General features: G+C 65.4%; 22 protein-coding genes and 1 pseudogene. 8 read left to right on the plus strand and 15 right to left on the minus strand.

Annotation, left to right across the window (positions count from 1 at the left end):
- Positions 1–270, plus strand: a 270-nt coding sequence (locus HY699_20645; protein ID MBI4518217.1) for a hypothetical protein, incomplete at its 5' end; no start/stop codon positions are given.
- Between the two features lie 405 nt (positions 271–675).
- Here HY699_20645 and HY699_20650 read toward each other — a convergent pair.
- Together HY699_20650 and HY699_20655 are read right to left on the minus strand one after the other, a co-directional pair.
- The gene (locus HY699_20650; protein ID MBI4518218.1) at positions 676–1,125 is read right to left on the minus strand and encodes a DUF5615 family PIN-like protein; all 450 of its coding nucleotides are present in this window, start codon (positions 1,123–1,125) and stop codon (positions 676–678) included.
- Positions 1,122–1,346, minus strand: a complete 225-nt coding sequence (locus HY699_20655; protein MBI4518219.1) for a DUF433 domain-containing protein — start codon at positions 1,344–1,346, stop codon at positions 1,122–1,124. The genes HY699_20650 and HY699_20655 overlap by 4 nt, the downstream gene beginning before the upstream one ends.
- Before the next feature lie 770 nt (positions 1,347–2,116).
- On the opposite strand from HY699_20655, the gene HY699_20660 reads away from it, so the two are divergent.
- Together HY699_20660 and HY699_20665 are read left to right on the plus strand one after the other, a co-directional pair.
- A complete protein-coding gene (locus HY699_20660) occupies positions 2,117–2,407 on the plus strand; it encodes an addiction module toxin RelE (protein ID MBI4518220.1) in 291 nt (96 codons plus the stop codon).
- Between the two features lies 1 nt (position 2,408).
- Positions 2,409–2,708, plus strand: a complete 300-nt coding sequence (locus HY699_20665) for a type II toxin-antitoxin system prevent-host-death family antitoxin (protein ID MBI4518221.1) — start codon at positions 2,409–2,411, stop codon at positions 2,706–2,708.
- Between the two features lie 419 nt (positions 2,709–3,127).
- Here the strand turns inward: HY699_20665 and HY699_20670 are convergent, their stop codons facing one another.
- The 12 genes and pseudogenes from HY699_20670 to HY699_20725 form a co-directional block, all read right to left on the minus strand.
- Entirely contained in the window at positions 3,128–4,018 is an 891-nt protein-coding gene (locus HY699_20670) for an alpha/beta hydrolase (GenBank protein MBI4518222.1), read from the minus strand.
- Positions 4,019–5,536: 1,518 nt separating this feature from the next.
- Positions 5,537–5,620 (minus strand): annotated as a pseudogene (locus tag HY699_20675) (SEC-C domain-containing protein).
- A 797-nt stretch (positions 5,621–6,417) separates the two neighbouring features.
- Positions 6,418–7,713 carry an adenylosuccinate synthase gene (locus tag HY699_20680; protein MBI4518223.1) on the minus strand — a complete coding sequence of 432 codons (1,296 nt, stop codon included), beginning with the start codon at positions 7,711–7,713 and terminating at the stop codon, positions 6,418–6,420.
- Between the two features lie 31 nt (positions 7,714–7,744).
- Positions 7,745–9,334: a phosphoglycerate dehydrogenase gene (locus tag HY699_20685; protein MBI4518224.1), complete on the minus strand. Its 1,590-nt coding sequence runs from the start codon at positions 9,332–9,334 to the stop codon at positions 7,745–7,747.
- A gap of 16 nt (positions 9,335–9,350) precedes the next feature.
- Positions 9,351–10,505, minus strand: coding sequence for an alanine--glyoxylate aminotransferase family protein (locus HY699_20690; protein ID MBI4518225.1), 1,155 nt, complete (start codon positions 10,503–10,505; stop codon positions 9,351–9,353).
- Between the two features lie 204 nt (positions 10,506–10,709).
- The gene (folE, locus tag HY699_20695) at positions 10,710–11,288 is read right to left on the minus strand and encodes a GTP cyclohydrolase I FolE (protein ID MBI4518226.1); all 579 of its coding nucleotides are present in this window, start codon (positions 11,286–11,288) and stop codon (positions 10,710–10,712) included.
- Positions 11,289–11,346: 58 nt separating this feature from the next.
- Complete coding sequence (locus tag HY699_20700; GenBank protein ID MBI4518227.1) at positions 11,347–12,384, minus strand: homoserine kinase; 1,038 nt, start codon at positions 12,382–12,384, stop codon at positions 11,347–11,349.
- 150 nt (positions 12,385–12,534) lie between these two features.
- Positions 12,535–14,160, minus strand: a complete 1,626-nt coding sequence (gene glpD / locus HY699_20705) for a glycerol-3-phosphate dehydrogenase (protein MBI4518228.1) — start codon at positions 14,158–14,160, stop codon at positions 12,535–12,537.
- 11 nt (positions 14,161–14,171) lie between these two features.
- Positions 14,172–14,735 (minus strand): sulfite oxidase-like oxidoreductase, encoded by a 564-nt coding sequence (locus HY699_20710; GenBank protein MBI4518229.1) that lies wholly within the window; start codon positions 14,733–14,735, stop codon positions 14,172–14,174.
- A gap of 144 nt (positions 14,736–14,879) precedes the next feature.
- A complete protein-coding gene (locus tag HY699_20715; GenBank protein MBI4518230.1) occupies positions 14,880–15,617 on the minus strand; it encodes a 7-carboxy-7-deazaguanine synthase QueE in 738 nt (245 codons plus the stop codon).
- Positions 15,618–15,673: 56 nt separating this feature from the next.
- Entirely contained in the window at positions 15,674–17,059 is a 1,386-nt protein-coding gene (locus HY699_20720; protein ID MBI4518231.1) for an aspartate aminotransferase family protein, read from the minus strand.
- Positions 17,056–18,120: a peptidylprolyl isomerase gene (locus HY699_20725; protein ID MBI4518232.1), complete on the minus strand. Its 1,065-nt coding sequence runs from the start codon at positions 18,118–18,120 to the stop codon at positions 17,056–17,058. Before HY699_20725 ends, HY699_20720 begins: the two co-directional genes overlap by 4 nt.
- A 363-nt stretch (positions 18,121–18,483) precedes the next feature.
- Here HY699_20725 and HY699_20730 point away from each other — a divergent pair, with 363 nt between their 5' ends.
- The gene (locus HY699_20730; protein MBI4518233.1) at positions 18,484–20,097 is read left to right on the plus strand and encodes a glycosyltransferase family 39 protein; all 1,614 of its coding nucleotides are present in this window, start codon (positions 18,484–18,486) and stop codon (positions 20,095–20,097) included.
- Positions 20,098–20,158: 61 nt separating this feature from the next.
- Here HY699_20730 and HY699_20735 read toward each other — a convergent pair whose 3' ends face one another.
- Positions 20,159–22,216 carry a PAS domain S-box protein gene (locus HY699_20735; protein MBI4518234.1) on the minus strand — a complete coding sequence of 686 codons (2,058 nt, stop codon included), beginning with the start codon at positions 22,214–22,216 and terminating at the stop codon, positions 20,159–20,161.
- Between the two features lie 127 nt (positions 22,217–22,343).
- Between HY699_20735 and HY699_20740 the strand changes: the two genes are divergently transcribed.
- The 4 genes from HY699_20740 to HY699_20755 all read left to right on the plus strand — a co-directional run.
- Positions 22,344–24,092, plus strand: a complete 1,749-nt coding sequence (locus HY699_20740) for a glycoside hydrolase family 2 (protein ID MBI4518235.1) — start codon at positions 22,344–22,346, stop codon at positions 24,090–24,092.
- Positions 24,093–24,397: 305 nt separating this feature from the next.
- Positions 24,398–24,775 carry an RNA-binding protein gene (locus HY699_20745; protein MBI4518236.1) on the plus strand — a complete coding sequence of 126 codons (378 nt, stop codon included), beginning with the start codon at positions 24,398–24,400 and terminating at the stop codon, positions 24,773–24,775.
- 211 nt (positions 24,776–24,986) lie between these two features.
- The gene (locus HY699_20750) at positions 24,987–25,793 is read left to right on the plus strand and encodes an acyltransferase family protein (GenBank protein ID MBI4518237.1); all 807 of its coding nucleotides are present in this window, start codon (positions 24,987–24,989) and stop codon (positions 25,791–25,793) included.
- A 104-nt stretch (positions 25,794–25,897) separates the two neighbouring features.
- Positions 25,898–26,004: GIY-YIG nuclease family protein (locus tag HY699_20755; GenBank protein MBI4518238.1), on the plus strand; the 107-nt coding region annotated here is incomplete at its 3' end.

Below are 26,004 nucleotides of genomic sequence, written 5' to 3' on the forward strand. Positions count from 1 at the left end.
GTGCGCGCCAGCATCGAAATGGACCTGTCCCTGATCGATCACTACGACGCCCGGCTCACCATGGTCGATCTCACCATCGTGCGCACCGCCAAGCAGCACGACGCCAACGTCTTCTACCGCCTGCGCTCGGTGCCGGGTATCGGGAAGATCCTCGCGCTCGTCAGCCCATGGCCGAAAGGGACGCAATTTGTCATCTTCCAGGCGCGCCGCCACTTCTTCAGCTGCTTCTCCCGCACGATTGCGGTCTCTGCGCAGCCGTGCGCTTCGTAGTAGACCAGCTTGTCAACGCCGTACTTGGCCGAAAAACCCTCCACTGCCTTGCTCTTATGCTGCCACGCCCGCGTTGCCAGCTGTGAGGTCACCGTTCCGTTTGCTGGCCAGGATGTAAACGCAGAACTGCTTGTCCATAGCGCCAAACGCCAAACTGGATTCCCTGTGAACGGCCATAACACCGAACCACGTTACCCACAAATTTGTCGCGCACCACAAGAAGATCGGCAACGCTTTGAATCGGCCGGTACGAGGGCACCGATGAGTTTCTGGGCCGCGCCGCGTGCTCCATCGCGTCGCCTCGTCGAGTCGGCACCAGCGATCCTCGACGGCAGAGCCTCAATAGGTGTTTGGTGCAGACCACAGCTTCTGTACCCGCTGTGAAACAAAGTCAGCTCACCCTCCTCAGCGTGCCCGCCGCGTCTGCTTCCCGCGAGCGCCCCCCGCCCCCGTGGCGCTACCGCCGCGTCTTCTTGACAACGGAGGCCTTATAGGTGTTCGGCCCCCACGTTCGCCTTCTGGCAGGCTGATCTCCACGACCCCCTCGCCCTGGCGCAGGAGTTCGAGTGCATCCGGAAGCGTGCGGGAAAGGATGGACAAGAGACGAGCGTTTGCCATGTTCCCACACCGGAGCCACAAGACCTGAGGTGGCGTGCCGAGCCGATCCACGAGATCGACAAAATCTTCGTCCTTCGTGAAAACGACTACCTTCGCCGCGCGCGCCTTGTCGAAGATCTCTGGGTCTTCCGCTTCTCGCAGGCCCAGATCGCGGACGTGCAGCGCCTCCACGGCAAACTGTCGATGAATCCACGGACAGAGCTTTGGAGAGATGTGGGCGTCCAGCCAGAGGATCACGGAAGGACCACGGCATGGCTGGCGCGACTGCTCGCAAACCGCAAGCAGGCATGGATGTCCTCGATTTCGAGATCAGGATGTTCCCGGATGATCTGCTTCGGGGTCATTCCGGAAGCGAGAAGCTCCAAAACGTCGGACACGCGAATCCGCATGCCGCGAACGCACGGACGCCCTCCGCATTGCCGCGGGTTGACGGTGATCCGATCCATCAATTGAGCCATGCTCGTTCTCTAGCGCAGGTCGGAGGCCCAGCCGAACGTAAAAGGGTTTTTCCGTCATCCGGCGCGACGGGGCGGTGCGCGAGATGGTGTGATGGTTGCCGCCGGATGGCGGAAAGGCCCCGTTGAACTGAACCGCTGATCACCGCCGGTGCTCCCCACGTGTTATGGGAATTGTAGGGCGATTACGGGCCGGATGGCAAGCGCGCGGGGTGCTCGAAGGCGGGGGCGATCGGGCGCAGAGAGGCGACGCCGGAGCCACACCGGGGGTGACGAACGACGCGAACGCGGGCGATGGCGCTGGCGTGCGGCGCGCGAAGCGGCGCAGGGGCGCATGCGGGCATACCACGGCTCAACGGTCGCAGCGCGATCGTGAAAACGCAGGAAGTCGGTGGGTCTGGACGGCCGCGGGTGACCATGACATGTCGTGTACGGCCGCCAGACTCTGTGAACCATCGGCGCGGGCGGGAGGCAGGAGTTCCAGCACTTGCAGCGGCCCGCCGCACTTGGGGCAGGTGGGCGCCGGCGCGGCGTCGGGGCCTGGTTCTGCGTCGAGGCGCTGACGTGTCGGTCGACGGCCAGCGCGGTAGGGAACTGCGTGATCTCCGGCTCGCCCATCTCCGCGGGGTGGTGCTTCTGGTGCAACAAGTTCGGCTGGCGGGCGATCGAGGCAAGACCCTGGCTCGCCTTGAGTCTGACCAATGTTATGGTCATAATCTCGTCGGATGGCGAGGGCGAAGCGGACTTTCGAGATTGCCTGCAGGCCGGCGACCGTGCGCCATCTGGACGCAATCGAGGCAAAGTACTTGGGTTTGATCCGTACGACGATCAAGGAGCAGTTGTCGTATGAACCGTTCGACGAAACGACGAATCGCAAGCCGCTGCTTCGGCAGTCTCCATTCGGAGACAACATCTGGGAGATTCGCTTCGGCCCGCAAAACCGCTTGCGCGTCTTCTACTGTTGCGATCCGGACGAGGCTCGCCGCGTGCTCGTCGAGGCGATCGGAGTCAAACGAGGACACCGGCTCACGATCGGTGGCCAGGAGGTGAAGTATGAGAGCTAGCGTGGCGCAGGCCAAGGCGCGTTTCAGCGAGATGATCGACGCCGCGCGCGGCGGCGAACCGGTCGTCGTTACTCGCCACGGTGAGCCTGTCGTCGCAGTTGTCCCCGTGCCGCTCGATCCTGACGAGCGCGAGCGCTTTCTCCTGGCACATAACCCGATCTTCCGGAGTATCATCGAGGTGTCGCGCGACAGCGGTGAACCGATTCCTCACGACGACATCTGGCGGCTGGTGGCGAAACATCGTCGTCTGGCCGAACAGGAGCCTTCCAGCCGACGGAGCACAAAGACGCGCCGCAGCTGAAGGTTGGCGATGTACCGCCCTTCGGCGGGGCCTAGCGCGGGCTGGCGCCCGCAACCCAAAGCTCGACAGGGGTATCCCGTCATGCCCGCAATCCTTAGAGCCTGCCCCCGCGAAGGCGTGGGGCATCCAGGGGCGGTGGGGCTCCGGATGGATTCCCGCCTTCGCGGGAATGACGGAGGGAAATCTGCGCGCCACGCCAAGACTTTCAGCCATATCAGTTCAGGACAGGCTTGATCCAGTGCACATACGCCTGCCTGCGCCGAGGCTTCGGCAGGCAGGCCTCGGTCCGGCAGTTGGAGGATCGCAGGCAAGATGCCTGCACCACCGGGAGAGCGGCCTGGACTACCGGCGGGGCCGTCGGCGCCACTGAGGCGAGGGATCGCAGGCGGGGACGCACGTCGGCGCCGGCATCGGCGGCATCAAGGAAGTAAGCTGCGAATGAAAGTGCCGATGCGGTCGATCGCCTGTTGGCCTTCGGGCAGCAGTGCCGCGAAGGCTTGCCAGACATGGAACATGTCTTCCCACGGCTCTAAAGTGACGCTCACGCCGGCTTTGCGCGCCCGCTCAGCCAGGCGCGTCGAGTCATCGAGCAACGTCTCGGCGGTACCCACTTGAATCAACAGTGGCGGCAGGCCCGACAAGTTAGCGTAGAGCGGCGCAGCCAGCGGCGTGCGCGGGTCTTGGCCGGCGAGATACATCTCGGCCATCTTGCTGAGCCCGTCACGTTGCACCATCGGATCCACCGCTGCCTTGGTGGTCATCGAATCACCGAGCCCTTCGAGGTCGACCCAGGGCGAGAGGCACACGGCCGCCGCCGGCAGCGGCTGCCCGGCGTCGCGCAGCGCCACTAGTGCCGCCACAGTCAAGCCGCCGCCAGCTGAGTCGCCGCCGATGACGATGCGCGCCGGCGCCACAGCGGTGCTGAGCAACCAGCGATACGCCGCAGTGGCATCCTCAACGGCGGCTGGGTGCGGGTGCTCGGGGGCCAGGCGATAGTCGAGTAGCAACACGCGCGCCGCTGCCGCCCGCGAGAGCCGGGCGGCCAAGTCGCGATGGCTGGTGATCGAACCGACGACGTACCCGCCACCGTGCAAGTAGAGAATGACCGCGTCCCGGCGTGCGCCCGGGGTAGTGACCCACACCGCCGGCACGCCACCGGCATCGACCGGATCGAGGGTAACATCGTCCGGCAGCACCGCGATCGAGGCCATCGAATCGATGGCGGCGCGCATTTCGGAGACGCTCGGGCCCGCCTCCAGCGGCCGCGCTTTCAACATGTCGAGGATCATCGCGAGTTCCTGGCTGGCCATGGTCTGTCCTCCTAGCCGCATCCGGCCGTGCGGTGTGCCCGGCAATTCCGGCCGGCGGGACAGTAACGCGACGCCGTGGGAGCGTCAACGCCGAAGTCGTCGAGTTCGGGCGAAAGCGGGCCAGCCGACCTATGATCGCGCTGCGCGGTTGACGGCGGCGTCGAGGTCTTTGCGATCAGTGATGTCGGCCACCTCGAGGCGCTGGTCGCCGACGCGGAAGAGGACGCGGTAATTGCGGCCGATGCGCAGTGAGTAGACATCCTCTGTGGCGCGCATGCGCTTGATGTTACTCCACGTTCGCGCCTCGCCGGCTGCCAGGGCGGCGATGGCATGAAGTGCTTGGGTTGCCGCCGGCCGGGGCAGCAGCGCCAGCGACTTGGCCGCAGCGGCGTCGTAATGAGGGACGAGAATCGAGCGGCGGGCAGCGGCCGCGGCCTCGCCGGCTTCTTCGTCATCCAGCGCGGGCTCGGCGGTGCGGGCCGGTGCGGTGGGGGCCGGAGCGCTGCGAGTGTCGGCCAGCCGCGCCAGCTCGCGGCGCAGATCGCTCCGCTGGGCCGCGCCAGCAGCGATTTCACCCTTGAGCTCTTCGATCTTCGCGCGCAGGCGCTGGCGCTCTTGCGCCAGTTCCGCTACGCGCGCTTCGTGGCCGACCTGGCGCTCCTCACCGTGCTGCGCGGCTAGGCGGTCGCGCTCGGCGGTGAGGTGGTCGAGCGCCCGGATGCGCTTTTGCAGATCTTCATCGAGGCGGTTTTTATCGCGGGTGGCGTTGTGCAGCTGGCGCCGCAACTGCTCGACTTCTTCGGCTAGGCGCTGGCGTTCACGCTGATCCTTCGGGTCGTGGGACGGGCGCGGCTCGTCCGGGCGGGCCGCGAGCTGGTCGTACACTTCCCACCAGGGCTCGTGGACGTCCAGCCCGAGGCGGTCGCGCGCATCCTCGATCTTTTCGAGCAGCATCTCGGTGTCGAAGGGGCGCTCGGCGCTGACACAGCCGCGCGCCACTGCGATTCCCAGCGCCGGAACATAATCGAGCAGGCTGTGAGCACAATCGATCACGCCGACGGGATCATCATCACGCAGGGAGCGCAACAGCTGCGCCTCGATGCAGGCAAGCGCCTGCGGATCGTGGCGGGCTAGTGCCAACTGAACGCGGATGCCTTCCCACTCGCTCCGGTCAAGCCGCGCTTGTTCGTAGTGCCGTTCGGCCAGCGCCAGCTCGCCGGCCGCGAGCGCCTCGTCGGCGATATCGCTGTGATACTCGTGCGCGTGCTCGGGGCCGCCGGGAACATCGGGCCGGAGCTTGACGCGATCCAGAAAGCGCTCGGCCAGCTCCCAGCGCCGATGCTGGACGAGCTTGCGCATTCCGCCGATGAGCTGCAGCGTCGTCAAGCGCTCCGGATCGATGCGCGCCAAATCCGCCGGGCGCAGGAAATCGAAGAGCTGCTCGCGCACCTGCGCGTGCCGCTCACTGAGGGCCTCGAACTGCTCCACGATGGATTGATGGCCCGGGGCCGGCCCCTTGGCCTCGCAGCATTTCTTGTACTTGCGTCCGCTGCCGCACGGGCAGGGATCGTTGCGGCCGGTCTTCGGAGCGGTTCGTACGACAGTATAGCCGGCCACCTCGCGGGTGGGCTCGCGATCGGAGAGCGTATCGAGCGCGGGCGCGAACAGCGGCGCGCGCAGCTTCTCGGCGAGCTGCTCGAAGCCGGCGAATTCTTCGGGCAGCAAGGGCATCGCCAATGATTTCAGCCCGGCATCGTCGAGGGCCCGGGCCGCCAGGCTGACGATGAGGGCAGCCTCGGGCCCAAGCGGCCGGCGGGCAAGAGTGCGCAGGCGGGCAACGAGCATCGGCGGCGGGGGCGTTTGATCCAGGAGTTGGGTGGCCAGATAAAGCGCCATCGCTTCGCGCTCCCAACTGGCGCGCGCGCCCTCGACCAGGTCGAGCAGCAACCCCACACGATCTCCGTCGCTCGATCCAACCAGCGCTGCCAGGTGGTCGATGTTCGGCAGGTCCGGCAACAGTTCGAGCAACATCGCGGGCGCCAGGCGTTCACCGGTGGCGGTGAGTGCGAAGGCCAGCACCGTTGCCGCGTGCGGGCCGCGCGCGCGCAGGGCCGGCAGGATGGTCTCGCGAATTTCGGCCGCCGACGCGCTCGCTGCCAGCGCACGCACCGCCGGGCCGGTGAGTGGGGTGGCATTGGCGCGGTCGATCAACGCATCCATTGTGGCGGTGCCCGTCTACATCCCCAGCGCGGGTTTTGCCCGCGCCAAACCCCGCCGCAGGGTCCAAAGTCCATAGCGACCGGCAAGAATCCTCGCGCGGCGCGGCGATTTCCCGAACTAGTAGAACCGGGCGTGGACAGCAAGCCCCGGGGCTATGTGCGGCGGCAGCGCGTTGCCAGCTAGGCGTTGAACGGGTTGCCGAGGACGATGGTTTCCTGACGGCGCACGCCGACACCGATCATCAGCATCGGGGTGCTGGTGAGTTCTTCGAGCCGGCGCACGTAGCGCTCGGCGTTCTCGGGTAGCTCGGAGCGGACGCGGGCGTTGCTCAGCGGCTCCTGCCAGCCGGGGAGTTCTTCGTACACCGGCCGGGCGCCGCGCAACACGGCCGCGCTCGCCGGCATGTCGTCAACGCGCTTGCCCTGGTGCTCGTAGGCGACGCAGAGGCGCACCGGGTCGATACCCGTAAGCACATCGAGTTTGGTCAGCGCGATTCCGGTCATACCATTGAGGCGCACGGCGTGGCGCACGACGACGGCGTCAAACCAGCCGCAGCGGCGCGGCCGCCCGGTGGTGGCGCCGTACTCTTCGCCGTCTTGGCGCAGCTTGGCGCCGAGCGCGTCGGCCAGTTCGGTCGGGAACGGGCCGCTGCCGACGCGGGTGGTGTAAGCTTTGGCGATGCCGATGACACCGGAGATGCGCCGCGGCGCAATGCCCGCCCCGGTGCAGGCGGCGCCGGCCACGGTGTTCGACGAAGTTACGAACGGGTAAGTGCCGTGGTCGACGTCGAGCATCGTGCCCTGCGCGCCTTCGAGTAGGATACGTTTGCCCTGTGCCAGGGCGCGGTCGAGATAGATGCTGGTGTCGGCTGCGTGCGCTGCCAGCCGCTCGCGCAAGCGGCTGTATTGCTGGTGGATGGCGTCGAAATCGAGCCTTTGCTCCTTGAGGATGGCGTCGAGATAGATGTTGCGCTCATCCATGGCGCGGCGAAGGGCATCGGCGAACACCTCCTCGTCGAGGAAGTCGGCGACGCGGATGCCGATGCGCGCCATCTTGTCCTCGTAGGTCGGGCCAATGCCGCGGCCGGTGGTACCGATGCGGCCCTCGCCGCGCAGGCGCTCGCGTGCCTGATCGATGGCGCGGTGAAAGGGCATGATCAAATGGGCGCGGTCGCTGATCTTGAGCAGCTGATCATCGAGCAGGTAGCCGCGCTGGCGTAGGGTGTCGACTTCTTTGATGAGCGCCTCGGGATCGACAACGACGCCGTTGCCGATGACGCAGACGGTACCGGCGTGCAGGACGCCGGACGGAATCAAATGGAGAATCGTCTTCTCATTGCCCACGACCACAGTGTGGCCGGCGTTGTTGCCGCCTTGGTAGCGCACCACGACGTCGGCGTGCTCGGCCAGGATATCGACGACCTTCCCTTTTCCCTCGTCACCCCATTGGGCTCCGACAACGACGACAGCAGGCATGGTGTTCCCTCAGTCTACTAACGGGTTCGGTTTAGAGTGTGAGCAACTGTGCCGAGACGATTTGCGGCAGCGTGCGCAGCCGCTCGAGCACGGCCGGCGGCACCGGGCCATCGACGTGGATGAGCGATATAGCCATCCCGCCGACCCGTTCGCGGCCCAACTCCAGACCGGCGATGTTGATCTTGGCTTCGCCGAGGAGGCTGCCGACGGCGCCAACGACGCCCGGGACATCGCGGTTGTGCAACATAACGATGTGGCCCTCGGGCACGGCCTCGAGATAGAAATCGTTGATGCGCACCAAGCGCACCACTTTACGGCCAAACACCACCCCAGCGACGTGGGTTTCCCCCTGGTTGGTCGTGGCTCGCACGGTCACCAGGTTGAGATAGCCCTTGGCCTGGCTGGTGCGCGCCTCCACTACCTTGATCCCGCGATCGCGGGCGATGGCGGCAGCGTTGACGTAGTTGACCTCGCCGGCTTCGAGAACGCGATTGAGCAGCCCGCGCAGCACGGCCAGCGTGACCGCCTTGACGTCATGCTCGGCGATCTCGCCGGCGTACTCGATGAGCAGCTCACGGAGCGCACCGCTCAGGAGCTGGGCCTGCAAGCTGCCGAGTTTCTCGCCGAGGGACAAGTAAGGCGTGAGCACCTCGATCAACTCCGGGCTCATCGAGGGCACATTGACGGCGTTCTCGATCACGCCGTTGTTCAGGTAGGCCGCCACTTGGTGCGCGATCGCAATGGCGACGTTGACCTGGGCCTCGCTGGTCGCCGCACCCAAATGCGGCGTGCAGATGACCTGCGGCAGCTTGAGCAGCGGATGATCCGGCGGCGGCGGCTCCTGCGCGAAGACGTCGAGAGCGGCGCCGGCCACGTGTCCGCTTTCTATGGCTGCACCGAGGGCTGCTTCATCGACGATGCCACCGCGGGCGCAATTTATCAGCCGCACCCCCTTCTTCATCCTGGAGAAGGCGGCGGCACCGATGAGGTTACGGGTGTCCGGGTTAAGCGGGGTGTGCACGCTGATGAAGTCGGAGCGGACGTAGAGCTCGTCGAGCGTGACCAGCTCGACACCCAGCCGCGCCGCCGCCTCCGGCGCAATGAAAGGATCGTAGGCGACCACCTTCATGTGCAAGCCTTGCGCGCGGTCTGCTACCAGGCCGCCGATGTTGCCGATGCCGATGATGCCGAGGGTCTTGTTGCAGACCTCGGAGCCCATAAACTTGCCCTTCTCCCACTTGCCCGCCTTCATGGAGGCGGTGGCCTGTGGAATCGAACGGGCCAGTGAGAGCAGCATGCTCACGGCGTGCTCGGCGGTGGTGACGTTGTTCCCGCCGGGCGTGTTCATTACCACGATGCCCTTCTTGGTGGCGGCCTCGACATCGATGTTGTCCACGCCGATGCCGGCACGGCCGACGACGCGCAGGTTGGCGGCGGCGGCGATAACGGCGGCGGTGACCTTGGTTTCGCTGCGGACCACCAAACCGTGATAGCCGGGTATCTTCTCGATCAGCTCGGCTGGTGTGAGCCCGGCCAGGTGGTCCACCTCGACGCCGGGGGCGGCGCGCAAGATGTCCAAGCCCTCGGCAGCGAGCTTGTCGGAGACGAGCACGCGATGCATGGGAGATCCTCTCAGTTTAAGTCGGTTGCGGCATGGTTTTCAGCAAGACGGCCTGTGCCGCCGCAACGCCGCGGCCGAGTTCTAGCGGGTGGCCAAAACGGCGCAGCGCCATTTCCAGCGCGGCCACCCCGGTAATCGTGTCGAAGGCGTCCATGTAACCGATATGCCCCAGGCGAACGACCTTCCCTTTCCACTTCCCCTGTCCGCCGGCGATGCTCACGCCCATCTGGTCGCGCAGGTAGGCGAGCAGTTTGCCGCCATCTGTTCCCGCCGGCACGAACACGCCGGTGGCCGCGGGGCTGGGCGCCGTCGGGGCGACAAGTTCCAGGCCGAGCGCCGTCATGGCGGCGCGGGTGGCCTGCGCCATCCGCTGGTGGCGGGCAAAGACGTTGTCCAGGCCTTCTCCGCGGATCACCGCCAGTGATTCGCGCAAGCCGATGACCAGGCTGATAGCCGGTGTGTAGGCGGTGGTGTTCTTGGCCAAGTTGTCGCGCTCGCGGTGGAGATCGAAGTAGTAGCGCGGCAGGGTTGCCTGCTTGGTGCGGACCCACGCGCGCTCGCTGAGGGCGATGATGCCGAGGCCCGGCGGCAGCATGAGCGCCTTCTGGGAGCCAGTGATGAGGACATCGATGTTCCAAGCATCCATCGGGACATCGGCGACGCCGACAGCGGTGATCCCGTCGACCACCAGCAAGGTGTCGCGAGCGCGTGTCAGCGCGGCTATGTCCTGAATCGGATGCACCGCAGTCGTCGAGGTCTCGCTCGCTTGCACGAGCACGCCCTTGAGGCGCGGGCGTTGATCGAGGATGCGCTTGACCTCGGCGGGGCTGGCCGCCTGGCCCCAGGTGACCTGGAGGTCGATCGGCTCAAGACCGTAGCGAGCACTGATCTCCAGCCAGCGTTCGCCGAACTTCCCGCCGTTGATGACAAGGACTTCATCGCCGGGCGAGAAGCAGTTGGTGATCGCCGCCTCCATGGCGCCGGTGCCGGAGGCAGCCAGCGTGAGTACGTCTTGTCGGGTTTGGAAGAGCGCCCTCAGCCCTTGCTGCACTTCTGCGAACAGCGCGCTGAACTGCGGCGTGCGGTGGTGGATGATCGGTTGCGCCATCGCCAGCAGCACGCGGGGCGGGACGGGCGTCGGCCCCGGGGCGAGCAGATAGTCCTTGATCACCGCAGTACCTCGTGTGGCAAAAAAAAGCCTGAACCTCTACAGCCAGAGGCCCAGGCGGACGGCCAACTGACGGGACGCACTTCCTCGTGGTTATCTCCACGCTCGCCAGTCGTGCAACCCGATCACTACCGCTGAGCCGCTTAGCTCATTGCCCCCGGCCCTGTCAACGTCGCTCGGCGGCACGAGCGTGAACTACTGCCGCTGCTAGCGGCAACTGTTGTGCACCAGCGTCATGAATTCCTGCCGGGTCTCGTGATGGCTGCGGAAGGCGCCGAGCAGGGCGCTGGTCACCACCACCGAGTTCTGCTTCTCCACGCCCCGCATCCGCATGCAGAGATGCTCGGCCTGCAAAACCACCGCGACCCCCAACGGGTCGAGCGCGTCCATCAGCGTGTTAGCAATCTGCGTCGTCATCCGCTCTTGCACCTGCAGCCGGCGCGAGTACACGTCAACCAGTCGCGCCAGTTTGCTGATGCCGACGATATGATGCTTTGGAATGTAGGCCACGTGGGCCTTGCCAAAAAAGGGCAGGATGTGGTGCTCGCACAGTGAGAAGAAGTCGAGGTCGCGCAGCACGATCATTTCCTGGTAGTCCTCGACGAAGAGCGCGTCGTTGATGACCTCTTTGGGGTCTTCGCGGTAGCCCTTGGTCAAGAACTGCAGCGAGCGCGCCACCCGCTGGGGGGTTTTGGCTAAACCCTCGCGGTCGGGTTCTTCGCCAAGGTCGCGGAGCAATTGGCGCACCAGTGCCTCAATCGGCGGAGCGGATTCGCTGCGGCTCATATGCGCCGGGATGTTAGTGGAAATCCGGTTCGCTGCAAGTAGCCCGGGGGGGGACGCCTTAGCGACGTTTGGCGACGGCTTTGACCTTCTGGTACTTGCGGTAATCGTAGCCGGTAGCCATCGCCATCAGCAGGGCTTCCATGCCGCCCTCGCGCTCACGCCGAAGAATGCGTAAGCGGTCGTAGAAGTCTTGGAATTCCTTGTTGATACGCTGGCGCTCATCGTCATCGGGGTTGAGGAAGAAGTCGCGCAGTCGGGTAATCGTGTGGCGAAACGCCGCAAAGCGCAATTCGTTCGGGAAGGCGTCCCACTCAGCCAGCGACAGGGTGCGTAGGGCTTCGTAGCCAGCGATGAGGGCCTCGAATTTCTTCAGCGAGTACCCCTGGCTGGTCTCGAAGCACAGGGTGTTGATGGCCGCCGCCAGATCATAGATGAACTTACCGCGGCAAGCGGTCTCGAAATCCAGGATGGCGGCGACCTTGTCGCCCTTGAAGAGCAGGCTGCTGGCAGTCAACCCACCATGGATAATGCCCTTGGGCAACTTCCCTTCGAGGTAGTGGTGCAGGTACTCCACCTCGTCATCGAGCGTGCGTGTGATCTTCTTGAAGTAGTGCGGCAAGCGGCCGCGGACATCAAAGTAGATCTCGGAAACACGGTCGAAGCCGAAGCGATTCTCGATCCCTTTCTTGTAACCCTTGCCGATGAGGTGGAGATCGGCAAGTACCCGGCCAACGTTTTCGAGCTGGCCCAAGGAAATGTACTCGGGATCGGCAACGCGCCCCTCAATGTGCCGGTAGACGGAGAGCGGCTTGCCACCCCTGTCACGATAGTGCCGGTTATTGCGGTCAGCGAGCGGCACCGGACATGGAAGGCCGTGCTTCCGCAAGAACGCAAAAAGGTCCTGTTCCCGCTTGACCTCGATCTCGCTCTTTACCTCGTCGATCTTGAGAACGAACTTGCCCTTGGCGGTTTCTAGCAGGTAGTGCGTGTCGACGGAGCCCAGCCGCGCCGGGCGTGCCGCTAGGGCCTTCGGCAAGCCGTAGTCGGCAACAATGTCGCTAATCTCTCGCTTACTTAGCAGCGTGAAGCCCGTCATCCTGCGCCCGCACCCTTGCCCGTTGGTGACCCGGCCGACAGAATTTTATAACAGAATCACGAAGCCTATATCCCCTTTTCAAAAAAATTGTCAAGAAAGAATTAAAGGATTCTCATACCACCCAGACCCAGCCGCTGCCATCGGGACCGCTCAGGTGGCCGGCGGCTTCGCCTCCCGGGATCGCAGCAGCGGTGCTATGAGAGCCTCAAGCTCGCGCGCCACACGGTCGGCAGCGTCCTGGTCACGCACCTCTACTAATGTGCGTCGCCTCAGTATGTCCTCGACTTTCTGAGCCATTTCCGCCTCCACCGCGTAAACGGCTTCCCCTTTAGTGTATGGCATTCCTGCAACAATAGGGCTGGCGAGATCGGCGTTGTGTTGCATGAGAGCCATAACCTCGGGGGCACGCGCGCCGTATCGCTGGCTCAGGTAGTCGTCCCGCGCCGCCTCTTGTTGCGCCGACCGGGCTCGGTTGCCATTGGCGGTTCTGACTCCACCCGGCAGAGGGAGATTCTTGCTGCGCCGACGCGCCTTTGCCGTTGCCGCTGTTTTGCGTGGAAGAAAGCGCAACACCTTATCGGTTACCGACTGGGCGACCAGTCGGAAGGTGGTGAGCTTACCGCCCGCGACCGAGATCAAACCAGATGGGCTCTCAATGATGCGTTCCTCGCGCGAAACGGCCGACGGATCGATGGCGCCGTCGTTCGCTGCCAGCGGCCGCAAACCGGCGAAGCAGCCAACCACATCGCCAGGGACCAAGCGAGCATCTGGGAAGAAGGCGTTGACGGCTTCGAGCAAGTAGGCCACGTCGCCGGGCTCGACCCCGACCGCATCCGGGCTACCGGAGAAGTCCGTGTCGGTTGTGCCGACCAGCGTCCGATCCTCCCAGGGGATGACAAACAGAATGCGGTGGTCGCGCGGAGAGCGAAGAACCACGGCGAAGCGGTTGCCCACCCGTGCGCGGGGCACAACGAGGTGGACTCCCTTGGTCAGCCGCAAGCACGGGCGAGTCGCGGGATCATCCAAGCGGCGGACTTCGTCCACCCACGGGCCCGTGGCATTCACCACCACCTTGGCGCGGACTTCTAAGGCCTGCGCGCTCTGTTCGTCGTGTAGCCGCGCACCCACGATGTGCCCGGCATCCTTTAGGAACTCCAGCAGGTTCACGTAATTGACCACCACTGCGCCTTCGCCGCTGGCGCCCATGATGGTCTCTAGCGTGAGCCGGGCATCGTCGGTCGCGCAATCGTAGTAGATCTCGGCCCCTTTCAGCCCGTCCTGTTTCAGTCCCGGCTCGAGACTCGCCACTTTTCTAGGCGATAGCCGGCGATGCATCTTGATGTTGCGCATCGAGGCGAGAATATCGTACGCCCACATCCCGAGCCCAAGCCGGAACAAGCCGACCGGATCACCGCTGTAGACCGGGAACAGGAACGGCAGGGGTTTCACCAGGTGCGGAGCGAGCCGGCGACGCAGCCGGTCGCGCTCCTTGCATGCCTCGCGCACAAGGCGGAAATCCCCCATCTCCAGGTAACGCAGGCCGCCATGGATGAGCTTTGATGAGCGGCTGCTGGTACCGCTGGCGAAATCGCCCTTCTCGACTAAAGCCACCCGCAGCCCGCGCAAGGCGGCGTCGCGGGCTATGCCGGCACCGTTTATTCCCCCGCCGATCACCAGCAGGTCGAACGACTCGCTCGCCAGGCGCGCCAGGTTGGCGCGCCGCAAGGCGGGGGACAGTGCAATTGGACCGCGAGGCGGCGGGGCCGGATGTGCCAAGGGCGATTCTCCTATGCAAAGCGCTGCTCGGTCCACGGGTCGCCGTAGGCATGATACCCGCGGGTCTCCCAGAAACCCCGCCGCTCGTGCGATAAGAACTCGATCGCACGGACCCACTTGGCGCTCTTCCAGGCGTACAGCTTCGGCACCACCAACCGTAGCGGCCACCCATGGTCGGGTTCCAGGTCGTGGCCATCGTGCTGATCCGCGAAGATAACGTCATCGTCGAGAAACGCCGACAGGGGCAGATTGGTGGAGTACCCGCCGTCGCAGTGGACGAGGACGAACTGAGCCTCGGCCTTGATCGCCACCAGGGCCGCAACGTCCCGGGCGAGCACCCCCGTCCACCGGTTATCCAATCGCGACCAGGCGGTGACGCAGTGGAAGTCCGCCGAGATAGTGGCGCGCGGAAGTGACCGGACCTCTTCGTAGACCAGGCGCCGTGGCGTCTCGACGGCCCCGAAGATCCGAAAGTCCCAAGTGGCGGGGTCGAAGCCCGGGGTAGCCCCGTGACTCATAACCGGCCAATGTTGGGTCTGGGTTTGTCCGGGTGGTATCCGCTGCCGATCAGGCATCACTCGCTCGCGGCACAACCCAATTGTAGCGAAATTCACTGGTCAGTCACGCATCTTCGACACATCTTCGGCGGCAATCGGCTTTGCCGTCTCAGTCACCTCGCACGCGAGCCGGTGGATCACGGAAGCGCCGGGTTCATGGGCTCATTGAATACCGATAATCTTGTGCGTTTGCGGTAGCACCCGCACCGGGCCGTGGATTCGCCGTGCCACCAAGAACAAGCGGCGCAACGCAACCGGGTCGATGGTGGCTTGCCCCGCCGTATCCATGATCGGTTGCAGGTACAGCGGCACCGGGCCGTGAGCAGCGAGCAACTCGGCGGCCTGACAGATGTCGGCGTCGCTGGTGTGGCGATCCACTAACACTTTTACGTACACCTCCTTGTACCCCGCCCGGCGCAGGAACTCGTCGTGTTCGTCCCAAAACGGCCGCTCGCCGGTGTTGCTGGCCGGCTTGATATCCATGCTGACGATGTCGACCCACGGCAACACCGCCGTAAGCTGCTCGGGCAACACCCCGTTGGTTTCTAGGAGGACGGGAATTAAGAAGCGTGCGGCGGCAAGGAAGTCGGCCAGGAAATCCGCCTGCACCAGCGGCTCGCCGCCGGTAAGCGCCACCGCATCAAGCGGACCCTCTTCCTTCATCAAGGCTGCGGTACACCGAACCAGTTCCGTGCTGCCTATCGGGTTCGTCAGCAAGCTAGGCGGCGAGCCCTCGCGCTGCACGGTCAAGAACGGTCCGCGCACCAAGCTCCCGGGGGTATCACAATAGCGGCAGCGCAGATTACAGCCCGCCATCCGCACGAACAGATGGCGCTCGCCAACGCGCGCCCCTTCGCCCTGAAAGGAAACAAAGATCTCGGAGAGGTAACCCTGATCCACTACTGCGGCTCTTCCGTGGCCGCACCTAGCTTTCTAACACTGCCGTCCGGCGTCGGCTAGCCTGACCCGCCCGCTGCCAGTTCATCGTATACCTCGGCGATCGCTTCACCCAATACGGCGGCGACGGTTGCGATCTGCGCCCGAGTGATGATGAGCGGTGGGCAAACAACGATGGTGTCGGCGCTGGCGCGCACAATGACGCCGCGGCGCAAAGCAGCGGCGCGGATGCGCCCCGGTACCCGCTGTGCTTCTGCGAACGGCTCCTTACGGTCGCGATCGCGTACCAACTCGATGGCCGCCATCAAGCCGGCGCAACGGACCTCGCCCACAATCGGCAGCGCCTCTAGCGCCCGTAACTGCTGGGCGAAATAGGGGGCCTGGCGCCGAACTGCGGGCAGGAGCTTTTCGCGTTCGATGATGTCGAGGTTGGCCAGCGCCGCCGCACATACCACCGGATGGCCGGAGTAGGTAAAGCCATGATGGAGCGAAAAGCTTGGCCCGGCTTGCAGCAACGTCTGGTACAGTTGCTCGCTCACAATCACGCCCCCGAGCGGCAAGTAACCGCTGGTGACGGCCTTGGCGAACACCAGCAGGTCGGGCGCGGCCTGCCAGCGCTGGCTGCCAAACCAAGTCCCCAGCCGCCCGAAGCCGGTTATGACCTCGTCGGCCACCAGCAGGATCTGGTGCCGATCGCATATGCCGCGGATGCGCTCGAAGTAACCCGGTGGCGGGGCGACGACGCCGCCCACGCCTTGCACCGGCTCGGCGATAAACGCCCCTACGCGCTCGGCGCCCTCACGGACGGCGATGCGCTCCAATTCGTCGGCGCACGCCAGGGCGCAGCGCGGATAAGTGAGCCCGAGCTCGCACCGGTAGCAATATGGCCGCGCCATCCGCAGCACGCCCGGCATCAGCGGCTCGTAATACTGGTGGAAGGCGGCCAGCCCGGTCAGGCTGGCTGCCCCAGTGGACGAGCCATGATAGGCGCGCTCGAGTGCGACCATTTGGATCTTGTCGGGTCGGCCGCGCAGCCGCCAAAATAGACGCACCAGCCGGATCACGGTTTCGTTCGACTCCGAGCCCCCCGAGGTGAACACCACTCGCGTCAGCCCCTTGGGCGCCAGCCGCGCCAAGCGCGCCGCCAGCCGAATGGCGGGCTCGGAGGCGAAGCCGAGCAGGGTTGGGACGTACTCGATCGCACGCATCTGCTTGGCGACGGCGCGGGCAATCTCGGCGCGACCGTGGCCCACCGCCACGTTCCACAACGACGCCAGCGCGTCGATATAGCGCCGGCCGGCGCTGTCCCACACATAGACGCCGCGCCCCTTGACCAGGCGGATCGTCCCTTCCCGCTCGATGACCGCGGGCGAGCCGAAGCCGTGGATGAGATGGGCGCGGTCGGCGCGCGCCAACTGCGTGTGGTCGTTTCTCCGCCGGCTCATCGCTTCGTGGCCGGAGCCGCTTTCGGCTTGGGGCTGGGCTTGAGTAGGGGCAGGAGTTCGACCTGCGCCTGTTGCTTCAGCTTTGCCACCAACTGATCTTGGCGCCGGCGCTTTTCTTCGTCGCGCAGCAATGCGCTGACGTCAGCTTGCACCTCCGCCAACGGGGCATAGCCCGCGGGGCGCTGGTCGGTGACCTTGATCAGATGAAAACCGTACGGGGTTTGCACCACGGAGCTGACCGTTCCGGGCTTCAGGGCGAAGGCCGCCTGCTCGAAGGCGGGCTCCATCGTGCCGCGCGAGAAGAAGCCCAGATCGCCACCGGTGGCAGCGGTGGCGGGGTCTTGCGAGTGTTGGCGTGCCAGCGCGGCGAAGTCGGCGCCGCCCTGAATCTCGGCTAACAGCGCCTGCACGCGCTGCTGGGCGCTGGCGCGCTCGGCAGCCGCAGCCTCTTGGCCGCCACGAACCAGGATGTGGCTGGCGCGAATCTCGGCCGGCCGTTTGAACTGCTCGCGGTTCTCTTCATAGAACCGGCGCACCTGCGCGCTGCTAACCTCGATGCCCTGCCAGGCCGTTTGCTCCAATAGCCGATTGACGGCCAGGGTCTTGCGGGTGTCGCGGCGGACGTCCTCGACGCTCAGTCGGCGTTGCGCCAGCGCGGCCGCGTAGTCCTCGCCGCTGGCGAAGCGGCCCTTGGTATGTTCCACTTCCGCGTCGATATCCGCCTCGCTAACGCCGATGCTGCGGCGCTGGCTTTCTTGATACAGCAGCTCGAAGGCGATCAGCGAATCGAGCGCGTCCCGGCTGAGCTGCTCGATCTGCTTGGCGTCGGGCGCGGCGTCGCGGGCCGCCGCCAGGCCCTGCACCACGGCGCGCACCGCGGTGCGCGAGATGACGGTGCCGTTGACCCGAGCGGCGACCTCGTCGGCGGCCGGGCCAGCCGGCCAGCCGACGCCCGGCCAGCCCAGCAGCGCGAGGCCGAACCAACTCACAAACCGCACACCACAGCGCAGATTGCCCATGCGGCAGACGTAGCCCAGCGCCCCGCCGGGATCAAGAAACAATCTTTTCCCGTGACAGCGCCCAGCCGCCGTTGTATATGCACGCCGGTGGTCCGGCGGTGGCTGTCGCTGGACAGGCGAGGACTATGGGCACGGTAACCAATTTACGACCGCGGCGGATATTACGAGCCGTCGCCAAAGAGTCACCCGCAGCCGCGGGGCGGTTCGTTGTCTGCTCGCATTGCGGTGAACGGCACCCCGTGATCCGTCTAGCCGACGGCACGCTGCGCTGTGTCACCGCGTTCACTGATGAGCGGCGCTGGTTCTGTCGCAACCGCGGCTGCCGCGCGGCGTGGCTGGCGCGGCAGGAGCAACGCGGCGATTGAGAGCGTGGGCGGGCGCAGCCGCCCGCAACGGCCGCACGTCGTGACGATGCTGGCTCCCGGCTGCGCCTCACCCCGATTGCGCAACGTTGTTCGACTCGCTGTCATCGCCACCGTGCTGGCAGCGGCAACGGTGCGTCTCTACCTGGCCTGGAGCAGTGCCGCCACCTTGGTGCAGAAGACACTGCCGGACGACGCCTTCTACTACTTCCAGATCGCGCGCCATTACACCCGCGGCCACGGCGTCAGCTTCGACGGGTTAACCGCAACCAACGGCTTTCACCCGCTCTGGCTGCTGCTCATCGTCCCCTTCTTCGCGCTCGCCGGTAACGACGCGGAGCTCCCCATTCAGTGCGCTGTTACCCTCGGTGCGCTACTGGGTGTGAGCACGCTGGCCTGCATCTATGGCAGCGCGCGCCAGATCACGGCTAGTGCACTGGCCGGCGCGCTGGCGGTCATCTTCTACGCGGTCAACGCCTCGGTAACGATGGAATCGCTCAACGGGCTGGAAACCGCGCTCGCCAACCTGCTCTTCGCCGCCTCGGCTTGGTACTTCCTCGCCGTTCGCACCGTTCTCGACACGCGCCGCGCGGCGACCGCCGGGCTACTCGCGGGCCTGAGCGTGTTGGCGCGGACCGACAGCGCGTTCCTGCTTGGGATGATGATGGTAGCCGCGGCTGCGGGCGGCCGCGCTGGCGCGCGCTGGCGCCCCGCGGCCGCTATGCTAGTGACCGCAACACTCGTGGTACTACCGTGGGAGATCTGGAGCGTCGCCGTCGCCGCCACGCCGCTGCAGAGCAGCGGCGTGGCGGTGCCCTTCGTCCTGCGCGGCAACATCGTGCCCGAGCAGGGGACGGCGTCGCTGGCGCAGTGGACCGCCGGGCAAACACTGGATGCGCTCCGGCTCGCACTGCGGCACACGGGAACGATATGGCCGGCACTGCTGTTCGTGATTGTGCTGGGAGGTGTGGCGCTTGCCGATCTGCGCGGCGAGCGCCGCCTGCGACGAGAACTCCGCCAACTGCATTTCGTTCTGGCGGCAGTGCTGGCGCTGGTGCTATTTCACGGGGCCTACCGGCTCTACCCTCGCAGCTGGTATTTTGTGCCGGTCGGATTGCTATCGGCAGTCTATCTCGCAGTGGTGTTGAACTATCTGCTCACCATCCTGCGCGCTCCCGTTGGGGCCGTGCTGGCGGTGATGACGGTGGCGGCACTGGCTGCCGCCAACGCCGTCGAGTTGCGGGGTCTGTGGCAAAAGGGGCTGTATCCCTGGCAGGGCGAGATGCTGGCGGCGGCCCGCTGGGTGGGGGCCAACACTCAACCGCGGCAACGTGTGGGCGCCTTCAACGCCGGCATCATAGCGTACTGGAACCCCGACCGAACGGTTATCAACCTCGACGGTGTGGTCAACACCCCGGCACTGGCAGCGATTCGCCAGCGCCGCCTGTGGCGCTATATCGAGCAGGCCGCGATTGCCTACGTGGTCGACTACGAGGTCTACTTCTCTGCCGCGCCGGCGGACTTCTCCGGCAGCTATCGCCCGTACCTGGGCGTTGTCCCGGCCGACCGGCTATACCTCAGCAGCCGCATTGCGGGTACGTTGCACGGCTCCGATATAGTGATTGCACGGGTGGTCACACCGGACAGCGAGCAGTAGCGTCGTGTTCGTTGCGGTCCGAGCCGGAGGGGGGCCGCGCTCAGACGGCGCTCGTGTCCGCTTACTTGGGCGCGCCGCTCCAGCGTGCCGGACGTGCAGGCGGCCGGCGCGGCACCCAGAGCGCAAAGCGTGATCCCTGCCCGATCTGGCTTTCCACCGCAATTGTGCCGCCGAGCGCGTTGGCCAGTTGGCGGGCGATATACAGGCCCAATCCCACGCCACCATAGGGGCGGGTCGAGGAGCTATCGACTTGCCGAAAGGGCTCGAAGATGATGCCCAGCGCTTCGGGGGCGATGCCGATGCCGGTATCGGTCACGGTGATCTCCACACCGCCGTCGCAACTGTGACCGTCCACCGTCACGCTGCCCGCCGGGGTGAATTTCACCGCGTTGGTGACGAGGTTTTTGAGCGCCACTTTCAGTTTCAGGGGGTCGGTGCGCAGCTGGGGCAAATCCGGCGCCACCCGCCATACCAGCTCTAGATTGTTTCTGACCTCCGCGGCCCGCGTCTCCGCCTCGATCTCCTGCAACAGATCGGGCAGCAAGACATCGGCCAAATCGAGCTGGATGCGGCCAGCTTCCAAGCGGCTGAGGTCAAGTGTGGCGCTGATCAGTTCGAGCAGCGCCTGGGCACTCCTACCCACCCGCCGCAGCGTCTCCTGCTGTTGTGCATTGAGGGCGCCGAAGTCGCCATCGAGCATCAAGGTGTTGTAGCCGATGATGATGTTGAGAGGGGTGCGCAACTCGTGCGACATGGTGGCAACGAAGTCCGACTTCAAGCGGTTGGCGCGGGCGAGTTCTTCGACCAAGCGGGCATTGGTCAGAGCCAGCGAGGCGATGTGCGCGATCCCGCGCGCCAGGCGTTCCTGGTGGGGCGAGAAGGGATCTCCACAGTGGCGATGGGCCGCGGTCTGGAAACCGATCACGGTGTTGCCCCGTCGCAAGGCCATGTAAAGCACCGCCTTCACGGCGAGCTGGCGCTTGAGGGCGGGAATCTCGAGTTCCGGAATCTGCCCGCCGCCAGCCTGCGCCACCCCGTGTTGGCGAAGTTGCGCCAGCAGGCTGGCCAGCATCGCTCGCGGCAACTTGAGCACTCGGATCGCCTCGCGATCCTCACGCGAGTCGCCGCAACTGGCCACCGGGGCGAAAAAGTCTTCCTCCGGCTGCCACATCCAGGTGCGGCTGGAGTCGCATTGCAGCACCTCGGTGGTCAGACGGCACAGCCGTTCGAGCAGCGCTGGTGTCTCCAGCGAGGAAATCAGTTCCTGGCCCACCCGGGCCAGGGCCGTGGCGATCTGCGCCTCTTGCTCGCGCTCGATCTCGGCCAACCGGCGTTCGGTGATATCACGCGTGTTGACGATCACGCCCGCCACCGCCGGGTCGGCAAGCAAGTTCTTGGCGACGCCTTCGAGTACACGGTACGAGCCGTCATGGTGTCGGATACGGAACTCAGTCGACGATGCGCTCTCGGGCTGGTGAACTTCGCGCTCGAAGGCCGCCTGCGCCGCCGCGACGTCTTCGGGATGCAGCAACTCGAAGGCGCTGCGGCCCACCAGTTCTGCGGCCGCGTACCCCAACACGCGCTCATGTGACGGGCTAACGTAACGCGAGACACCGTTGGCATCGAAAACGGCCACCATGTCCGAAGCATTCTCGATCAGAGATCGGAACAAGCGCTCGCGGCGTTGCAGCGCATCCTCGGCGTGTTTGCGCTCGCGCCGGACTTCGGCCTCGCGCAGCTCCCGCTCGACCGCCGGCACCAGGCGGGCGAGCTGCCCCTTCATCAGGTAGTCATGCGCCCCCGCCTTCATTGCCGCCACCGCCACGTCTTCGCCGATTCTTCCCGACACCACGATGAAGGGTAGATCGAGCCCGCTGCCCTGCAGTAGCTCCAGAGCCGCCAGCGCGCTGAAGCGCGGCATGGCGTAGTCCGAGATCACAAGGTCCCACGTCTGACGAGCGAGCGCGGCAGCCATGGCCGCCGCGGTCTCCACGCGCTCGACCGTGGGGGCGTAACCGCCGCTGTGCAGCTCGCGGGCGAGTAGCTCCGCATCATCGGGCGAATCCTCGATGACCAGCACCCGTAATGGCCGCCGGGGTGTGTCACCGGATGAGTTCATGGCAGTTGGCTTCACCGTGGTTTCATCTATAGCATCGCCTGGGGCAGACGAGAACGCTCAGGATTGGGGGCCACCACCCTTGACCCCAAGGCGCCGTCAGCCTACGGGGACACCGGGGAGACAGACGTTGACGGCATCAGCGAGCCTGCATCCGCGCCCCGAGTATCCGCGGCCACACCGCGTGCGCCCGCGATGGCAAAACCTCAATGGGGTGTGGGAGTTTGCCTTTGACGATGACGATCGCGGGCTTGCCCAGGGTTGGGAAACCGGACAGACCCTATCGCGGCGGATCACGGTGCCGTTCACATTCGAGGCGCCCCTATCGGGGATCGGCGAGCCGACAGCGCATCCGGTCGTGTGGTACCGGCGGCGGCTGGAGGTGCCGCCGGAGTTCTTGGGCCAGCGGCTGCTGCTGCACATCGGCGCCTGTGACTACAGCACGCGGATCTGGGTCAACGGCCGCGCCGCGGGTACGCATTGCGGGGGATACTCGCCCATCAGCTGCGAGGTCCAGGAGCTGGTGCGACCTGGCAGCAACGAACTCGTCGTGCGGGTCGAGGACCGGCCGGTGTGGAGCCAGCCGCGCGGCAAACAGATCGTCGGGGATGCCCCGGTATTCATCGACTATGACCGCGTCACCGGCATCTGGCAGACGGTTTGGATCGAACCCGTGCCCGACGTTTATATCGAGGACTGCTGGAGTCGTTTCTCCCTCGCAGGCAGTCGCCTAGTTGTGCAGGTGTACACCAACCGCGAGTTCGCCGGCGAGGCGGAAGCCGTCGTATCCTTTGCGGGCACCGAGATGGCTTCGGGCCGCGCTTATCTCCAGGAGCGGCGGGAAGGGGCGATCGAACTGACGATTGCGAACCCGCGGCTGTGGTCGCCGGCTGATCCGGCGCTGTACGATATCAAGATCTCGTTGCACGATGGCGGGGCCGTCGTCGACGCGGTGCAGACATATGCCGGCCTGCGAGAGTTCTCGAGTCAAGGGCGAACGGTCCTGCTCAACGGCGAGCCGTTCTACTTCCGCGGCGTGCTGGACCAGGGCTACTTCCCTGGCGGCTGGTACACGGCCGCCAGCGACGGCGACCTCAAGCGTGACATCGAGCTGATGCAGGCAATGGGCTTCAACGGTGCCCGCAAGCACCAGAAGGCCGAAGACCCACGCTGGCTCTACTGGGCCGACCGCCTCGGCTTCGTGGTCTGGGCCGAGATCGGCAACGGCCGCGACTTCTGTTCGCAGCATGTTCAGGACCTTACGCGCGAGTGGACAGAGTTGGTTCGGCGCGATCGCCTGCATCCGGCGATAATGGCGTGGGTGCCGCTGAACGAGTCGTGGGGCGTCGATGCAGTCGATCGCAACCCGGCCCAGCAGCATTGGGTGCGCACGCTGTACCATCTGACGAAGAGCCTCGACCCGACGCGCTTGGTGGTGGCCAACGACGGCTGGCAGTTTCTGACCGGCGACCTCTGGGGTCTGCACAGCTACGTCTCGGACGGGCCGGCACTCGCGCGGCACTTACGCGCAGTGCTCGCCAACCCGACCACGGAGCTGATCCCCGGCCGCCAAGCCGCGTTGCCCGGCACGTTGGTGTCCGACATCCCGGTCATGCTGACCGAGTTGGGCGGCGTCACCTTCCGCGACCCGGCACGGCCGGTGCAAATCGCCGGCGCCTGGGGTTACGACGTGGTCACCGACGCAGCGGAATTCGCCGGGCGTCTACGTGCCTTGGTGGAGGCCGTGCGCGCCCAGCCCGAGTTCAGCGGACTGGTCTGGACCCAACTCACCGACGTTCAACAAGAGGCCAACGGTCTATTGTACTTCGACCGCACTCCGAAGCTGCCGCTGGCGATGCTGCGAGAGATCTTCGAGTAGACCGGCGTGGCCCGCTCGCGCCATTTTTTCAGCGCGCACGACGGGGGGAATTACTCCCCTCCTTCGGCCCGAGGGACCGGTGATCTGGCGGCGCTGAACTGGTTGTACTTATGTGCCGCACCTGCTAATGACGTGCCGCAAACTGATTGTTCGGCGAGAGATTCCGGCTTTTTGATGTTGGCGTCCGGTACGCCCCGCACGCACATTCAGACAGACAGAGAAAGTGACGGCAACAGGTGCCGCCGCTGGGAGCAGCAGAACCGCAACTCGGTCGCGTTAGCGACCCCAAACAAGGAGTTCGTGCGATGGGACGGAAACTGTACGTCGGCAATCTGGCATTCGACGTCACGGACAGGGAGCTGGAAGAGCTATTCGCTCAGGCAGGCACGTGTGAATCGGTATCGGTGATAACCGATCGCACTACCGGTCAATCTCGGGGCTTCGGCTTTGTCGAGATGGGTTCGAACGCGGAAGCGCAGCGCGCCATCCAGCAGTTTGATGGCCAGGAGTTCAAGGGACGCACACTGCGTGTGAACGAAGCGCGCGAGCGCGAGGGCGGTGGTGGCGGCGGCGGTGGTCGTCCGGGCGGTGGTCGTCCGGGTGGCGGTCGTCCGGGCGGTAGTGGTGGCCGTGGTGGTCGCGGTGGTGGCGGTGGTGGTGGCGGTTGGGAGCGGCGCTACTAGCAGCGCGCTCAGTTTTGCCGTTGACACGTAAGCGGCCGGGTCAGGCCGCCATGGGCGCGGCCTGACCCGGCCCCTGGGCTCGATGGCGGCGGCGAATGTTCGGGTTCTCGACACCGGCCGCTTGGCCGGTATCCCGATTATCAACCCGCGCTGTTTCGTCGGGTAAACGGGGCTTCCCATCCCGGGCGACCAGTGCAGGTACTTGCCGGTCATGCCCGCACCCTCGTCAACCCGCTCGCATCGCCGCCGCGTCACTGATCCCTTCGGCTACGACCCGGACTTCCATGAGCGGGCGCGGCCATGGTTCGAGTTCTTCTATCGCCGCTACTGGCGAGTGCACAGCGAAGGCCTCGAGCAGGTGCCGCTCAGCGGAGCAGCGTTGATTATCGGCAATCACTCTGGCGGCCTACCGCTCGATGCTGCGATGATTGCCACGGCAGTAGATCTCGAGCACCCCACCCACCGCCTGGTGCGCTTTCTTTACGACCGTTTTGTTACCGACATGCCGCTGCTTGGAGATGCCTACGATCGCCTTGGGGCCGCGCCGGCCTCGTACCGCAACGCCTACCGCTTGTTGCAAGCCGGTGCGCTCGTCGGCATCTTCCCAGAAGGCGTTGCGGGCGTGGCCAAAGGTATTGGGCAGCGCTACCGCGTGCAGCGCTTTCACACCGGCTTCATCCGCCTGAGCGTCAGCTTGCAGGTGCCGATCATCCCGGTGGCGGTGGTCGGGGCGGAAGAGACCTATCCGGTGATCGGAAAGTGGACGCGGCTGGGCCCGCTCAAGGAAATCCTCAACGTTCCGTACATTCCGATCACGCCGCTGTTCCCCTTGTTCGGGGTGCTCGGCGCGGTACCGCTACCGACGAAGTGGCACATCCGTTTCGGGCCGCCGATCCAGCCCGATCCCGCACTGCGGGCGGCGCGCCGCCAGACCGCCGCGCGTTTGGCCGAGCGCGTCCGCCGCCGCATCCAGGCCATGCTCCACGAGATGCTGGCAGCGCGCGAATCGCTCTTCTGAGCCACAGAACAGCACGGAGTGCGCGACAAATTTGTGGGTAACGTGGTTCGGTGTTATGGCCGTCGTTCCCGCGAAAGCGGGAATCCAGTTTGGCGTTTGGCGCTATGGACAAGCAGTTCTGCGTTTACATCCTGGCCAGCAAACGGAACGGCACGCTGTACATTGGGGTGACCTCACAGCTGGCAACGCGGGTGTGGCAGCATAAGAGCAA

The sequence above is a fragment of the Deltaproteobacteria bacterium genome (genome assembly GCA_016210005.1).
Lineage (GTDB): Bacteria > Desulfobacterota > Binatia > HRBIN30 > JACQVA1 > JACQVA1.

What these genes read in the sequence shown, in the direction of transcription:
- HY699_20655 (MBI4518219.1), bottom strand. Translation starts at nt 1,346, where the DNA reads ATGGCTCAATTGATGGATCGGATCACCGTCAACCCGCGGCAATGCGGA.
- HY699_20700 (MBI4518227.1), bottom strand. Translation starts at nt 12,384, where the DNA reads ATGACGGGCTTCACGCTGCTAAGTAAGCGAGAGATTAGCGACATTGTT.
- HY699_20745 (MBI4518236.1), top strand. Translation starts at nt 24,398, where the DNA reads ATGGGACGGAAACTGTACGTCGGCAATCTGGCATTCGACGTCACGGAC.
- folE (MBI4518226.1), bottom strand. Translation starts at nt 11,288, where the DNA reads ATGAGCCGCAGCGAATCCGCTCCGCCGATTGAGGCACTGGTGCGCCAA.
- HY699_20720 (MBI4518231.1), bottom strand. Translation starts at nt 17,059, where the DNA reads ATGAGCCGGCGGAGAAACGACCACACGCAGTTGGCGCGCGCCGACCGC.
- HY699_20710 (MBI4518229.1), bottom strand. Translation starts at nt 14,735, where the DNA reads ATGCCTGATCGGCAGCGGATACCACCCGGACAAACCCAGACCCAACAT.
- HY699_20685 (MBI4518224.1), bottom strand. Translation starts at nt 9,334, where the DNA reads ATGCATCGCGTGCTCGTCTCCGACAAGCTCGCTGCCGAGGGCTTGGAC.
- HY699_20680 (MBI4518223.1), bottom strand. Translation starts at nt 7,713, where the DNA reads ATGCCTGCTGTCGTCGTTGTCGGAGCCCAATGGGGTGACGAGGGAAAA.
- HY699_20750 (MBI4518237.1), top strand. Translation starts at nt 24,987, where the DNA reads ATGCCCGCACCCTCGTCAACCCGCTCGCATCGCCGCCGCGTCACTGAT.
- HY699_20670 (MBI4518222.1), bottom strand. Translation starts at nt 4,018, where the DNA reads ATGGCCAGCCAGGAACTCGCGATGATCCTCGACATGTTGAAAGCGCGG.
- HY699_20735 (MBI4518234.1), bottom strand. Translation starts at nt 22,216, where the DNA reads ATGAACTCATCCGGTGACACACCCCGGCGGCCATTACGGGTGCTGGTC.